This window comes from Kribbella sp. NPDC023855 (assembly GCF_040639475.1).
Taxonomy (GTDB): Bacteria; Actinomycetota; Actinomycetes; order Propionibacteriales; family Kribbellaceae; genus Kribbella.
Genome location: NZ_JBFAAA010000012.1, coordinates 185,482 through 200,187, shown reverse-complemented (window position 1 = coordinate 200,187; position 14,706 = coordinate 185,482). Strand labels below are relative to the sequence as shown.

The window sequence follows — 14,706 nt, the reverse complement described above, 5'->3', positions numbered from 1 at the left end:
GGGGCGCTTCAGTTGCTGCTGCGGTGCTAGCTGACCGTGACGATTCGGTGGGGGCTGATGGCTTGGGCGTGGTCGGGGTCGGCGGTGAAGAGGGTTCGGTAGGCGAAGCTGCCTCGGGTGGCTGGTTTGATGCCGAAGGCGTAGGCGCCGGTGGTGCTCAGTTTGGTTGAGGCGATCGTGCGCCAGGTCTTGGCTGAGTAGAGCTGCAGGTAGACCGGCGAGCCGTAGTGCCGTGGGGTGACGACGCCGGAGAGCCTGGTTCCCTGGCCGAGTCTGATCGCGGTCGGGGACAGGACGGACGTGATGGTCGGCGCGACGTTAACGGTGATGTCGGCGGTGCGCGTTCCCATCAGGTCGGCGTTGCCTGGGAAGACCATGGTGTAGACGGTCGACACTCCCGGCTTGAGGGTGTAGCTGACCGAGCCGGTTGAGCTGGTCTTCAAAGTGGTGATCAGCTTGAGCGTCGAGACGTTCTTGGGGCGGCCGTACAGGTGCACCGGCAGGCCCGCGAACGCCACGTTGTCGATCCGCAGCACACTGCCCTTGAGCGTGATCGCGCCGCCGTAGTTGATCAGGGTCGAGCTCGTGCGGATACCCGACTTGACCCCGTTCAGCGCCTTCGCCGAGATCGGGCTGACCTTGCCACTGCGGTCCTTGACCCACCCGGCGTACGTGTACGTCGTCGCCAGCGCGAGGCCGGTCACCTTGACCGACGTGCCGGTGCCCGCGTACACGAGCGTCCCCGTGGTCAGCGTCGGCGCCCTCCCCCCGACGTTCTGCCGGATGATCACCTGGTCGAGATCCGGCAGCGCCGGGATCGTCCAGGATACGGTCGCGGCTTTGTAGGCCCCGCTCGCAGCGAAGGTGGTGAGCTTCGGCGGCACCAGGTCGGTGGTGCTGAAGACAGTGGTGATCGGCTCGATCGACGAACCACCAGCCCATCCCACCCCGTCGACCACGATCTTGTACGGCGTCGCCTCCACCAGCGGCGTGACCGGCGTGATGGTCGCTTTGTGGAGCTCGGGGTCGTAGCTGACCGTCGCGGCAACGGTCGTGCCCGTCCTGCCGTTCAGGAGTTTGACGGTTCGCGATGTCACGGTCTCGGCGGACACCGACTGCGGGAACGTCACAGTGGGCTTCACGTCGAAGGCCGCGGTCGAGGACAGATGCGCCGGCGTCACGTCGAAAATCGGGTACGCCTTGTCCATGGGGGAAAGACCGTTACCGCCCTCGGTGACGGTCATCCGGTACGGCCGCGGGTCGCGCGATCCGTTGGAGTTCCGCACCGCGATGTACGTCGTACCGGCCTCCGCCTGGACTTCGGCCCACGCCCGGAGCTCCTCAGGGATCGGATACCCGTCCTCGTCCACCTCGGTCGGGAACACCTTCTCGTCGTGACCCCGGGAGTTCAGGACGTCGCTGTAGACGTCCACCACCGGGCCGATGTTCGTCGTGGAGCCGTACGGATCGTAGAGCGGACCGGTGACGATCACCCGGAGATTGCGGGCCGCGGCCGAGTCGACGGCGTACCAGTCGACGTCGCCCTCGGTGTCGATCAGGCCGGTCGTCTGCACGCCGACGGTCACCTTGGTAGCGCGGGACGGCTGGTCGTTGCCGTCGGCGGCGCCGCCCGGGAAGGCCGGGGCGAAGTGGCCGCCGAGGGCGGCGTAGGCGTCCAGGTTGCCGGCGCCGTAGTACGGGTCGGTACCGCGGGGACCGGCGTCGCGGGAGAGCACCTTGAGGCGCTGCTCCACCTGGGCGGGGGTGAAGGTCGGCCACTTGTTCTTCATGAGCGCGGCCACACCGGCCACGATCGGGGCCGAGCACGACGTGCCCGTGCACCACCAGTACGGCAGGTAGCCCGGCTCGGTGAGGTTGCGCGCGCCGGTGGTGAGGATGTCGGTACCGGGCGCGGCGATGTCGACGTGGTCGCCGTAGCTGCTGAAGTCGGTCAGTACGCCGGCCGCGTTCGTCGCGCCGACCGCGATGACGCCGGGGTAGGCGGCCGGGTAGCTCGGCACGTTGTTGCCGTCGTTGCCCGCGGCGGCGACCACGACGACGCCCCGGTCGAGCGCGTTCTGGATGGTGGCGGCCAGGACCGCGTTCTCGCCCGGGCCACCGAGGGACATGTTGATGACCTTGGCGCCGTGGTCGACGGCCCAGCTGATGCCCTCGGCGATGTCGACGTCGTAGCCGCTGCCTTCGGAGTCGAGCACCTTGACCGGCATCGCCTTGGCGTTCCAGCCGACACCGGCGACGCCGATCCCGTTGTTGGCAGCAGCGGCGATGATGCCGAGCGTCATCGTGCCGTGGCCGTTGTCGTCGATCGGGCCGCGGTTCGGCGAGGTCGCGTTGTAGCCGGCCACCAGGTGGCCGGCCAGGTCGGGGTGACCGGCGTCGACGCCGGTGTCCAGGACGGCGACGAGCTGACTGCCGGTGGTCCTGGACAGATCCCAGGCCTGCGCCACCCGGGAGGTGGTCAGGTACGACTTCTGGTCGGTGCCGTAGTACTCGTCGTTCGGGACGGCGCTGATCCGGCGGCGGTAGTTCAGCGACGCCACCTCGACGGCGGGGTCGGCCTTCGCCTTCTTCAACAACTCCGGGGCGGACCCCTCACCGGTGAGCTTGACGACGTCCTTGCTGACCGCGGCTTCGGACTTGGTTTTCAGCCGGGACGAGGTCGCCTTGCGGGCGGTGGCGCTCGCCTTCGCCTTGAACTTCACCAGGACCGTGTTCGGCTCGAACTCCGGCTTCGCGTTGCTGTGCGAGGTGAACTTCGGGTGGTACGGGCCGGGCTGCGCAGCGGTGCTGGACGAGCCGGTGACGGTGACCAGCGTGGCTGCGATCAAGGCGGCTGGGACGCCGAGGAACGCAAGGTGGACAGGACGGAAGGACACAGGACCCCCCAGGGCCTCAAGAATGACAGACCCGCGGAGTATGTCAGAGGCCCCGGCCGGGTACTCCGCCCGATCTCATGTCAAAATCTGCAATCAGGTTTGAGTTATCGGCCGGACACGGAGTGCGAGCAGGACGCCGGCGAAGGTGATCAGGCCAAAAACCAGTGCCAGGCCGGGGAATCCGCCGAGGCCGAGTCCCGCGCCGCCGACCGCCGCGCCCACGAAGGTGCCCATGCTCATCCCGGCGGCGTTGACGCTGAGCGCGGAGCCGCGGAGCGCGTCGCTGCGGCGTACCAGCAATGTCGTGACGCAGGCGGCGACGGTGGCGTGGGCGACGCCCATCAGTGAGGTCAGCAGGAGCGTGAGCGGAAGACTCGGGGCGAAGTAGAAGGCTGAGACGGCGAGCAGGGCGACCAGAAGGCCCAGCAGCAGGGTCTTCTCGGAGCTGAGCCACGGCCGGTCCGCGGCCAGGTAGCGGCCGGCGAAGAGGTTGCCCACGAAGAACGATGCGCCGCTGAGCGACCACACCAGCGCGAACCAGCCGGGAGCCAGGTCGAACTTCTCGTCGTAGAACGCCGCCAGGTAAGCGAGATAGCCCATGAAGGCGGCCGTTCTCAGCATCGCTACACCCAACAGCGGCAGAGCACCCGGGATGTGGGCCAGGGCCCGGTACGTCGCCAGGTAGCTCATCCGCTTCGCTCCATCGGTTCGCAGCGGCGCCTTGCGACCCCAGCCCCGCCAGAAGAACGCGGCGGACAGCGCCAGAGAGATCACCGCCGCGGCGACAAGGTTGCCCCGCCAGCCCCAGAACAGGCCCGGTACTGCGAGGACCGGCGCGGCCAGCATGGCCATCATCGACGTGGTCGCCGAGACGAGCGTCGCGGCGCGGCCGGCGGCGGCGGGTGAGGTGAAGCGGTCCGCGGCCGCAGCACCGATCGAAGGGGCGAGGATCGAGGTCGAGGCGCCGATCAGCAGGCAGAAGGTAGCCAGCGCGAAAACGTTGCCGATGGCTCCTAGTGCGGCCGAGAGGCCGAGCAGGGCAAGGCCGCCGGCGGCGACCAGTTCCCGGGCCAGCCGGTCGACGAGTGGCGCGAGCGCGATGCCGACGATGAGGGCTGCGAGGCCTCCGAGTCCTCGCAGACCGCCGATCTCGGCGACACTTCCGTCGGCCGCCGCCGCGATCGGCACCAGGTACATGCCGAACACGGTGAACGGAATCAGGCTGACGGCCGAGGCGAGCAGGAACGGCCACAACCGCTTGGCCATCCGCCAGTCGCCCGGCACTTCTCCTGTACTGCGTACTTCGGTCGTGGTGGTCACGGCGTGTGGGATCCGTTCTTGCGGTAGCGATAGAGGCTGGTCGGACGAGCGCTGAACTGGGAGAAGGGGAAGGGCTCCGCGGACAGGGCGGTGACGCCGGAGCCGAGGAAGGCACGGGCGACGGCGCTTCCGGTCTGAGCATAGATGGCCAGCGGCTTCGATTGCTGCAGGCAACTAGTTAGCAAGGTGTCGAAACTGCCGTTGCTCAAGGTCATCCCGGTCGCCACCACGGCATCGGCGGCGTCGACAACTTGCGTCATGTCGCGGGAAACCGGGATTCCGGAGGCGGTTTCGCGGAGGTTGAAGTCGCAGGGCAGACAGGTGCCACCCAATGCGGTGATTGCCTCGACCAACGGGTTCACGACGCCGATCAGGGCGACCTTCGACCCCTCGGTGACATCCAGCAGTCCGGCGACCGCCGCATCACGGGCTCGGGCGCGGACGTCCGGAGTACCGGCTGGGAGGACGACCTCTTCGGCCTGGGCCGAGAGATGGTGTGGCTCGACGGCGGCCAGGTAGGCGTCCAGGGCCGCGATCCGCACCGGTAAGGGGCCATCGGCAATCAACTCGGACAGCGGCAGCCCGGAGGTTTCCGCGCAGTACGACGGATCCAGCTCGCCCGCTTCGAAGGAGCAGGCGCCGAAGACCTCGCCTACCCGCAGCAGCACGTAGTAGTTGCGATAGGTGACGTCAGCGCCGGGCAGCCGGGTCGTGTGGTGCAGCCAGAAGGCGCTGGTGACGCTGAGCTCTGAGGGCGCAGGCCCATGCTCCCCGTTGAGGACGGCGGTGGTGAGGGCGGCCACGGAAGCGGTCATGGCAGATCTGCCTGACTGGGGCGGTGGGGTGGGCATGGAATCGAACACAGCCTTTCGGCGTGATAGTTGAGGGCGGACAACTCTGGACGTCCAGCAGGCTGGAAGCAGAACAGCAACGATCGGCGGTCGGTAGCAGTTCGGTTGGGTGCGGACCGGTGCACCATCAAGCCCGGAAACATCAGCACCGACCCGGCCGGCGCCGTCACCGTCACCGCGCGCTGGACGTCGACAGCCAGTGGGTCGACCAACAGCCCCGTGGGCTCGAGCGGGTCCCGCCGAACTGGGCCTTCGAGGTGACTGCCGGGGATCAGCGTCATGGCACCGTTCTCGACGGTGTTGTCGTCCAGCATCACGATCGCGGTGGCGATGTCGTACGCCGGATCGCCGGCGCAGCAGTACCAGTACGGGAAGTCCTGATGCCAGGCGAACTCCGACCCGACCCCGGCCCGCTTGAAGTTGAGCTTCGACACGAATGGGCCGACCGGTGCCCCGATCAACGACTCCATCGGGGTCGTCAGCCGCGGTTCTGTCCACAACTCGGCCAGCGCCGGGTGCAGGTGGGCCACCGGCGCGAGGCTCCGCACCGCCTTACCCACAGCATCCGGCTCCCAGTGGATCGTCGTACCGCGGATCTCCTCGAGTTGGTGCCCGTCCGGCCAGACCGTCAGGTCGGTCTCCCCCGCCTCCGCGGCCGACACCACCTCGGCGTGGACCTGCTCGGCCGCGTCGCGCAGGCGGCCGACTTCCGTTGCCGTGAACAACTGCGGCAGGAGCAGGTAGCCGGTACTCATGAAGATCACTTTAATGCGACGGAGTCGCAGATGGGAACTCCCGGCGCTGCGACTGGCCCGTGCGGGACGGTGGGGTAGCGCCGGCCTCCAGCACAGTTTCGCGCCGGTCCCAGGACATCGCCGACCACGGCACCGCGAGCTGGTCCAGCGAATCGATCTCCCGCGGCTGCATGCTGGCCATCGGCCGCGCCTCGGCATGGCGGGAAAAAGCCGACTCGACGTACCGGGTGCCGGTGTCGGCCGCGAGGAAGACGTGGGTGCGGCCGCTGTCACAGGTGTGCTCCCACAGTGCGGACAGGTACGCCGCGCCCGCGGACAGGCCGGCGAAGACGCCGCTGGTTCGCAGCAGGTCCACGGCGGCCGACATCGCGTAGTCGAAGGACACCCAGTGCAGCCGGTCGTACAGCTCGTGCCGCACGTTGCGGAACTCGATCGAGCTGCCGATCCCGGCGATGATCATCTCCGGGTCCTGCGTGTGCCCGGCACCGAACGTGATGCTGCCGAACGGCTGGACGCCCACGAGGTTCACGTCCCGCCCGCGGTCCCGCAGGTACTGCGCGATCGCACCGGTCGAGGCGCCCGTGCCGACTCCCCCGACCAGACACAGCGGCCCGGACGGCACCACCTCGGCGACGAGCTCGGCCACCGCGCCGTACCCGAGGTAGTGGATGTCGTCGTGATACTGCCGCATCCAGTGGTACGTCGGGTTGTCCTGCAGGATCTCGCTGATCCGGCGGACCCGGAGGTTCTGGTCGAGCTGCAGGTTGTTCGAGGACGGCACCTGTTCGATGGTGGCGCCGAGGATCTCCAGCTGGATCCGCAGGGTCCGGTCCACCGTGGTGGAGCCGACGATGTGGCACTTCATCCCGTACCGATGACAGGCCAGCGCCAGCGCATGGGCGTAGATCCCACTCGAGCTGTCGATCAACGTGTCGCCCGGCTGGACCGCGCCGGTCTCCAGCAGATGGCGCACCGCTCCGAGCGCGGAATACACCTTCATCGTTTCGAACCGCAGGCAGATCAGGTCGTCGCCGACCCGGATCGGGTCCGGGTCCTTGATCGCCTCCGCCAGGTGATCGTGCAGCAGGGCAGGCTTCATCGGTGCGGATCGCTCCTCGTGTCGGCACTACTGGTCAGCACGGGCGGCGCTTCCGGGGGTTCTTGCCCGACCAGAGCGGCCCTCACCAGCCGCTGGGTCAGTTCGGTGCTCGGTTCGGTCATCACCGTTGCCGGTGGCCCCTGCTCGACGACCCGGCCGGCGTCGAGCACCAGCACGTGGTCGGAGACAGCGGACACCAATCCGAGATCGTGGCTGATCCACACCAGGGCCGTGCCCTGGGCCTTCAGCTCGTTCAGGAGTTCGACCACCAGCGCGGTGCCGTGCTCGTCGAGCGCCGTGGTGATCTCGTCGCACACCAGGACGTCGGGTCGCGCGAGCAAAGCCCTCGCGAGAGCAGCTCGCTGGAGCTCGCCTCCGGACAGTTGGCTGGGCGGTCTCGCGGCGATCAACGCCGAGACGCCGAGCCTTGCCAGGGTTGCCACGGCTTCGTCTCGGGCAGCGGTCGGGATCAGGCCGCGTAGGCGTATCGCAGTACGGGCTACTTGTTCGTCGACGAGTCGGCGTTCGTCGAAGGAGCCTCGGACTTCTTGCCAGACGTACTGGACGCGGCGGTTCTGGTCGAGGGAGCGTTTTCGCAGTACGGGCAGGTCTTCGCCGGCCAAAGTGATGCGACCGGTGTGGCGCTCGTGCAGGCCGGCGAGGCAGCGCGCGAGGGTTGTCTTGCCGCTGCCCGAACGACCCACGATGCCGACACAGCCACCTGGCGGCACCGCGAGATCGATCTCCTGCAGGATCGGGTCACGGCCCCGGGTGCGCAATGATGCCGACACATTGATTGCCTGTAGCAACGGCTCTCCGGTACTACGAGTTGCCGCGCCGACGGTCCGTGCTTCAGTGGCGGGAAGGACATCGCCGACCACCCGACCGGCGGACAGCACCACGACGCGGTGGGCCAGGGCCCTGACGAGGTCGAGATCGTGGCTGAGCAGCAGGATGCCGAGGCCCGCATCGGCGAGGTCAGTCAGCTCGCCGACCAACTGGAGTCGGGTGATCGAGTCCAGGCCGGTGCTCGGCTCGTCCAGGACGAGCACCTTCGGACGGCACGTGAGGGCTTGCGCCAGGGCGATGCGTTGCCGCTGGCCACCGGAGAACTGATGCGGGAACCGCCGGAGCGTGGCACGGTCGTCTGCAAGCTGGGCTGCCCGCAGTGCCTCCGGTACGACGTCGGCACCCGGATGATGCAGCTTGGCCAGTTCGTTGAGGCCGGCACCGATCCGTCGAGCCGGGTTGAGCGCGCTGCCCGGGTGTTGGGGCATGTAGGCAACTACACGTCCGCGGACCTTGGCGGCGGCGGCTGTCACACCGTTGCTGTCGACAACCGTTTGATCATCGACCTCCACCGAGCCCGTCAGCGTCACACCGTTGCCGTGTTCACCCAACAGGGCCAGTGCAGACGTGGTCTTGCCGGAACCCGAGGCGCCGACCAGAGCGGTTACCTGCCCCGGCCACACCTCGAAGTCCACGCCGTCGACCAGGATGCTCTGACCAGCCACGGCTGCCAGCCCGCGGACCTTCACCAGTGGCTTCATCGCTTGACCTCGACGAGCCGACGGGTCCGGTGCACCAGGCGGTCGGCCAGCAGGTTGAACCCAAGCGTGAACGACACCAGCAGCAACGCGGGCGCGAGCACCGCCCACGGCTGCAGCAGCAGTCCCTCGCGGTTCCGCGAGACGCTGACCGCCCAGTCCGGCGCGGTCGGGCTGAGACCGAGACCGAGGAAGTTGACTGAAGCAACAAGGAAGACGGCTAGCGTGATCCGCGTGCCGATGTCGGCGGCCACTGGCCCGAGGACCGCGCGACCGACGTACCCGAGATGGATGCCGGCCCAGCTCTCCCGCTGCATCCGTAGCGCCTCGACCACCGGCCCACTGGCCGCGTCCAAAGCAGCCGCCCGGACCAGGCGGGCGACAGTCGGGACGTTGACCATGGCAACCGCCAGCGTGATCGCAAGAGGCGACGCGCGCCAACCGACCGCGACCACGCTGATCACCAGCAGCGAGGGCAACGGCAGCAGGACGTCGAGCGGCCGGATCAACGCCTCGTCGACCCACCGGTGCCGAGTGGAAGCGGCGACCAGACCGATCACTCCGCCGATGAGGTAGGCGGTGACGACCGCGCCCAGCGCCATACCGAGAGCCGTGCGACCACCCTCGAGCAGCAGGCTGAAAACGTCTCGGCCGAGCCCGTCGGTGCCGAGTACACCAGCCTTGTCGTACGGCAGACCGGGTTTGACGTCCACAGAAATCATCGGGCCGAGAAGCGCCACCAGCAGGGGAATCAGGACAAGCAACGTGGACACGGCGAGCGGCGTACGGGCTCTGAGGGCTCTCATCGGAGCAGCTCCGTTCGCGGAACCAGCCGGTTGCAGACGAGGTCGGCGCCGAGGTTGATCAGCAACGCGGCGACCGCGAGCACCAAGGTCAACCCTTGGACGACCGGCACGTCCCGCGTCTCCACCCCGTCGACGAGCGCAGTCGCGAACCCGGGGATCGCGAAGATCGCCTCCACCACGAGAACCCCACCCAGCAAGGTGTCTCCGGTCCTCGCCAACTCCTGTACACCGGGAACCGCCGCGTTCGGCAACACATGCCGGAGCAGCAACCGCCGCCGAGGAACCCCGAGCCGCCGAGCCTGTACGACGTAGTCGGCGTGCAGCGCATTGATCGTTCCTGCCCGAACCTGACGGGACAGCAGGCAGACCGTGCGGCCGAGGAGAACAGCGACCGGGAGAACCAGCAGCACTGGGCTTGCCAGCAGCGATCCACCGACCCATGTGGCGGGCAACCAGCCGAGCTTCAACGAGAAGAGCGCGACCAGCACGACCGCGATGACGAAGTCGGGGATCGCGCTCAGCGCCAGCGTGATCGAGGTGATGGTCCGGTCCAGCCGGCCATTCTCGCGCGTGCCCATCAAGATGCCGAGGGCAACCGCCAGCGGAACGACGACGGCCAGCGTCGCGAGGGTGAGAACAAGCGTCGCCCCAGCCGACGCCTTGACGATGTCGAGCACCGGGCCACCGCTGATCAGCGACGTCCCGAGGTCGCCGGTCAGCACGTTGCTGAACCAGTGCGTGAACCGCTCGAGGGCCGGCTGGTCCAGGCCGAGCTGCTCGCGCAGCCGGGCGACCTGATCAGGTGTCAGCGTCTCGGTGAACCGCATGTCCGCGGCGTCGCCGGGCAGCAACGCCGTCAGGACGAAGACGAGGATCGACAGAACGGCCAGCTGGACCAGGGCCAATGCGGCCCGCTGGGCAGCATAGGACCGCATTCAGGCCAGCCACACCTTGTCGAACCGGGCCGACTCCAAGGTATTCGGCGGCGCCGCCTGGACGCCTTGCACCTTGGCCGCGACCGCGACCATGAAGTCCGGATGCCCCCAGGCGAGAATGCCCCCGGTGTCCCGCAACGTCTTCTGCAGTTCCCCGTACTTCGCCGTCCGGGCCGCCTCGTCGGTCTGCACCTGCGCGGCCGCGAACGCGGCGTCGAAGGCCGGCTGCCGCCAGTGCGTGACGTTGAACGGCGACTTCGACAGCAACCGGTCGGTGATGTACTGCGGGATCGGCATCGCGCCCGAGCGGTGACTGCCCAGCACGCCCTTGGTGAGCAGGTCCTTCGCGTAGGTCTGGGCGCTGCCGGTGCTGACCTTGAGCTTCACGCCCGCCTCACCGGCCTGCTCGGCGAGCAGCGTCGCCGCTTCGACGAAACCCGCCGAGGCGTCGGAGGTGAAGATCTCGACCTCCTTGTTCAGCAGGCCCGCCTTCTTCAGCAGGGCCTTCGCCTCGTCGACGTTCCGCTCGCGCTGCGGCAGGTCGGCCGGGTAGTACTGGAAGCCCTTGCCGAACAGGTCGTTGCCCACTACCCCGCGACCGGCGAGCACGACGTCCACCAGCCGCTGCCGGTCGGCGAGCAGCTTGAAGGCCATCCGGACGTCCGGGTTGTCGAAGGGCGCCTGGTCCACCTTCATCACGAACGCCTGGGTCGTACTGCCTTTGGCCGCGACGATCTTCACCGTCTTGCCCGCCTCGGCGGTCCGGGCGAAGGTCGCGGTCATGTCGTTCGCGTACTCCGCCTGGCCACCCTGCAACGCATTCGCGCGCGCCTCGGCGTCGGCCGAGAGGATGTGCAGCTCCTCGAGTTTCGCCGCGCCGTCCCAGTAGTCGTCGTACCGGGTGGCGACCATCGAGCGGCCGGCCTCGAACGAGACGAACTTGAACGCCCCGGTACCGACCGGCTTGGTCGGGTCCTTGAAGCCGTCGCGGACGATCTGGGTGCCGATCCCGGCCAGCAACGCCGGGAACTCGGCGTTCGGGGCGGTCAGCACGAGCTCGACGGTGCGTGGGTCGATCGCCTTGCAGCGGCGCAGATCCAGCGCGGCCAGCGACGACTGCGCGACCCGCTCCGGCGCGGCCGGGTCGGCCATCCGGGCCAGGCTGTAGAGCACGTCTTCGCTGGTCAGCTTCTTGCCGTCGTGGAAGGTCGCGTCCCGCAAACTGAACCGCCAGGTCGCGGCCTGCGCGTCGGGCTCCCACTTCTCGGCCAGGCGTGGCAACGGTTTCAGGTCCGGCCCGAGCTCGACGAGCTTCTCGTACATCGCCTTGTGCCGGGCGATGTCGACGAACAGGCTCTGCACGTGCGGGTCGAGAACCTCCTTGGCGCCACCACCGGCGAAGACGGCCCGCAGCCGGCCACCCGCCTTCGGCTGGGCAGCGGCGCCAGTGCTGCCGCCGGACCCGCAACCGGTCAGCGCGGCCAGGCCCAGACCGCCGGCCAGGCCGAGGAATCCCCGTCTGTTCAGAGCATCGGACATCCGTTTTTCCTTCACGGTCGGGGGCTCCGACGACGGGTGGTCGTCGGGTCAGAATCCTGCCGTTAATGAAAATAGTTGTCAAATTCAGGCGCATCTGAACGGACCTCTTCATTGTTCCGTCAGACCCCGCGCGCCCGTCGCCCGTAACGGCGTGTCACCGCGTCCGGACGCCGAGTACTGGCAGTCACCACCAGCTTTTCCACGCCCTTGCGACGGGAGGAAGGTGGTCGGCGGCGGTGCGAAGGAAGGTCAGCAGTCCGCGATGGGAGTGTCGGCGGCGCGGGTGGGGAGGTCGGCCAGGACGCGGTCGAGCAGTTTGGCGAGCAGGTCCTGCTCTTCGCGGGTCAGCTGGTCGAGGAAGTGGCTCCTGACCGCGTCCACGTGGTCCGGCGCGGCCGCTTCGATCGCGACCCGGCCGGCCTCGGTCAACCGGACCATCGAGCCGCGGGCGTCGGACTCGCACTCCTCGCGAACCACCAGCCCGCGCTTCTCCATCCGGCTGACCTGGTGCGACAGGCGGCTACGCTCCCACCCGATCGAGCGGCCGAGGTCGCGGGTGCGCAGTACGCCGGACTCCGCGATGGAGAGTGGATGCAGGAGCGCGTAATCCGCACCGGACAGCCCGGAGTTGCGGATCAGGCGGCCTTCGAGCGTCGTGGTCAGCTCACGGTAGGCGTCGCGGTACGCCTGCCAAAGATGCGCCTCCCGCGCATCGAGCCACCGCGTCTCCTTCATCCACCCATCGTACGTGGCCTGTTGACATGTCACTGAGCTACGGCGTACGGGACAGGGCGACGGCGAGCCCGACCGTGCCGGCCATGACGAGGAGCTCGACGGCGGCGAGGCGCCAGAAGGCGGCCGGTTCGTTGGCTGTCAGTGCCGGGAGCGTGAGCTGCCGGTGTCGCTGGCCGATCCACACGAGCAGAACGAAGGCGACTGCCTTGGCGAAGACCAATGCGCCGTACCCGGTGGTCACCCATTGGGTGATGAGGCCGAAGCCGTCGTCGCGACCGCCGAGGTGGATCTCGGCGGTGAGCAGGCCGGTGAGCCCGATCGTCACCGCGCAGACCAAGGCGAGGCGGCTGAACTTCTCGACCGTCACCGGCAGCTCACGGCCGTAGCGGATCACCGAACCGAGACCGCCGATCCACGCGGTCGCACAGAAGACGTGGACGACGAGCGACGCGGTTGCGAGCACCGACCAGAAGGTTGTCCGCTCGATCGCGCCGTGCCCGGTCAGGAGCGGGCCGGTCAGCGCCGCGGCGATCAGTACGAGCGCGACCCGCGCGGTCGCAACCGTGCGAGCACCCGAGAGGATCACCGCAAGCACAGCAGTCAGTACGACGGTGAGCGCGAGCGCCCTGACCTGGTCGAGTGACCCGGCATCCCCAGCCCTCGCGGCCAACTGCGACAGCGGTACGCCGAGGATGACCGAGGCGTTGGTCAGCAACAATCCGATACTCGCCACGGCCCACAGCCCCGCAGTGACAGCAGCATCCTGGCAGGCCCGAAGACCTTCTCCGGAAAGACTTCTGTCTGTTGCTGGAAGCAACCAAGCGGCTGCCAGCACTGCACCGCCAGTGGCGACAGCTGCTAGGTCGGCGAGCAGGCGTAGTACGGGGAGTGCCCACGACGTCGCCTGACCGGCGCCGATCAGGCCCGCGGGCAGCGGCTTCGGCGCGCCGCCCGCGAGCACCAAAGCGGCTACCAGTACTACGACTCCTGCGGCGACAACTCCAAGCCCTAGAACCCTTCTCATTGCGGCGGCGGCGCGGGCCTGCGGCGGACGATCACGATGGCCAGGGCGACGACGACCAGCATCACCAGGGACATCGCGACGATCACCACCACATTCGACCCGCTGTCCTTGGTCGGCGGCCCTCCGGCGACCGGCGTGGCCGGATGGCCGGCGTGGGTGATCGTGAAGCTGGCGGTGACGGTGATCGGGTGGCCGTCGGCGGACACGATCCGGGCGTCGACGGTGTACTTGCCGATGTCGACCAGCCCGTCGACCGGCTGGGTGACGGTCTTGTCGATCACCTTGAGCTCGCCGGTGGACACGTTGGTCCCTTTGGGCGACTTGACCTGCACCACGGCGCCGGTACTGCCGACCGGCTCGTTGAAGGTCAGCACGACCTCCGTCGGCGGCACGGCCTGGGTCGAACCGTCGGCCGGCGTCATGGACTCGAGTTTGGCGTGCGCCGCCGCCGTCCCGGTGGAACCCACCAGGACGAGCAGCGACGCCACCAGCACAGCGGCTGCTCGACGCACGATTACGGCGTCGCCTTCCGCGTCCGCCCGGCCCGCAGACCGAGTCCCAGCCCGATTAGTCCGAGCAGCAACCCGGCTCCACCCAGCACGCGGGCGAGGGTGTCCGGATTATCCACCTCGGTGCTGGCCGCCACCGGCGTCACGGCCGTGACCAGCTTCAGCGTCGGCGCCGGGTGTTCGGGCTTGTCCGCGCCGTCCTTGGCGAGCTCCTCCCACTTGACCACCTCGCCGTCGCTGTAGGTCTGGACCGCCGGGAAGTTGAGCGAGTCGACGCCCTCGGGCAGCTTGCCGACCGACAACGCGAACTCGTCGAAGTCGTTCGGCGGTACGCCGCCCGCCGCGGCCGTCCAGGTGACGGTGGTGATCGCCTCGGACAGCGTGACGTCACCGACCTTCACCGCCTGCGGGAGTTTCTCGGTCGTCTTGACCACCTTCCAGCCGTCCTTCACCTGCGCGCCGACATGGGCGAACGGGTGGTCCTTCGGCAGCGAGACGACCAATTTGGTGGTGCTGGCATTGTCCGACTCGGTCGGCACCCGGAACACCAGCTTGGCGTAACCGCCCGGCTTGGCGTCCGGCGACGACACCGTGACATGGGCGGAGGCAGAACCGGCGGCTCCGGCCAGGATGAGCGCACTGGCCGCGGCGATCGCGGCAGCACGGAGTACAAACTTCTGGGGCATGAC

13 protein-coding genes are annotated in these 14,706 nt (G+C 68.4%); all 13 read right to left on the bottom strand.

Annotated features, from left to right (window positions below; translation table 11 throughout):
* Positions 1-26: 26 nt before the first annotated feature.
* The 13 genes from AB0F51_RS32510 to AB0F51_RS32450 all read right to left on the bottom strand — a co-directional run bounded on the left by AB0F51_RS32510 (position 27) and on the right by AB0F51_RS32450 (position 14,703).
* Positions 27-2,897, bottom strand: a complete 2,871-nt coding sequence (locus AB0F51_RS32510) for a S8 family serine peptidase (RefSeq protein ID WP_360286004.1) — start codon at positions 2,895-2,897, stop codon at positions 27-29.
* Positions 2,898-2,990: 93 nt separating this feature from the next.
* Positions 2,991-4,217 carry an MFS transporter gene (locus tag AB0F51_RS32505; RefSeq protein ID WP_360286003.1) on the bottom strand — a complete coding sequence of 409 codons (1,227 nt, stop codon included), beginning with the start codon at positions 4,215-4,217 and terminating at the stop codon, positions 2,991-2,993.
* Positions 4,214-5,032: a DUF364 domain-containing protein gene (locus AB0F51_RS32500; RefSeq protein WP_360286002.1), complete on the bottom strand. Its 819-nt coding sequence runs from the start codon at positions 5,030-5,032 to the stop codon at positions 4,214-4,216. The genes AB0F51_RS32505 and AB0F51_RS32500 overlap by 4 nt, the downstream gene beginning before the upstream one ends.
* Positions 5,029-5,823 carry a phytanoyl-CoA dioxygenase family protein gene (locus tag AB0F51_RS32495; RefSeq protein WP_360286001.1) on the bottom strand — a complete coding sequence of 265 codons (795 nt, stop codon included), beginning with the start codon at positions 5,821-5,823 and terminating at the stop codon, positions 5,029-5,031. Before AB0F51_RS32495 ends, AB0F51_RS32500 begins: the two co-directional genes overlap by 4 nt.
* A gap of 10 nt (positions 5,824-5,833) precedes the next feature.
* Complete coding sequence (locus AB0F51_RS32490; protein WP_360286000.1) at positions 5,834-6,922, bottom strand: pyridoxal-phosphate dependent enzyme; 1,089 nt, start codon at positions 6,920-6,922, stop codon at positions 5,834-5,836.
* A complete protein-coding gene (locus AB0F51_RS32485; protein WP_360285999.1) occupies positions 6,919-8,472 on the bottom strand; it encodes an ATP-binding cassette domain-containing protein in 1,554 nt (517 codons plus the stop codon). Before AB0F51_RS32485 ends, AB0F51_RS32490 begins: the two co-directional genes overlap by 4 nt.
* Positions 8,469-9,275 (bottom strand): ABC transporter permease subunit, encoded by an 807-nt coding sequence (locus AB0F51_RS32480; protein ID WP_360285998.1) that lies wholly within the window; start codon positions 9,273-9,275, stop codon positions 8,469-8,471. Before AB0F51_RS32480 ends, AB0F51_RS32485 begins: the two co-directional genes overlap by 4 nt.
* Positions 9,272-10,210: an ABC transporter permease gene (locus AB0F51_RS32475; protein WP_360285997.1), complete on the bottom strand. Its 939-nt coding sequence runs from the start codon at positions 10,208-10,210 to the stop codon at positions 9,272-9,274. Before AB0F51_RS32475 ends, AB0F51_RS32480 begins: the two co-directional genes overlap by 4 nt.
* Positions 10,211-11,749, bottom strand: coding sequence for an ABC transporter substrate-binding protein (locus tag AB0F51_RS32470; protein ID WP_360285995.1), 1,539 nt, complete (start codon positions 11,747-11,749; stop codon positions 10,211-10,213).
* A 249-nt stretch (positions 11,750-11,998) separates the two neighbouring features.
* Positions 11,999-12,484 carry a MarR family transcriptional regulator gene (locus AB0F51_RS32465; RefSeq protein WP_360285993.1) on the bottom strand — a complete coding sequence of 162 codons (486 nt, stop codon included), beginning with the start codon at positions 12,482-12,484 and terminating at the stop codon, positions 11,999-12,001.
* 37 nt (positions 12,485-12,521) lie between these two features.
* On the bottom strand, positions 12,522-13,508 hold the full coding sequence (locus AB0F51_RS32460; RefSeq protein ID WP_360285992.1) for a CopD family protein: 987 nt from the start codon (positions 13,506-13,508) through the stop codon (positions 12,522-12,524).
* The gene (locus AB0F51_RS32455) at positions 13,505-14,020 is read right to left on the bottom strand and encodes a copper resistance CopC family protein (RefSeq protein ID WP_360285991.1); all 516 of its coding nucleotides are present in this window, start codon (positions 14,018-14,020) and stop codon (positions 13,505-13,507) included. The genes AB0F51_RS32460 and AB0F51_RS32455 overlap by 4 nt, the downstream gene beginning before the upstream one ends.
* Before the next feature lie 2 nt (positions 14,021-14,022).
* A complete protein-coding gene (locus tag AB0F51_RS32450) occupies positions 14,023-14,703 on the bottom strand; it encodes a YcnI family protein (protein WP_360285990.1) in 681 nt (226 codons plus the stop codon).
* Positions 14,704-14,706: the final 3 nt, after the last annotated feature.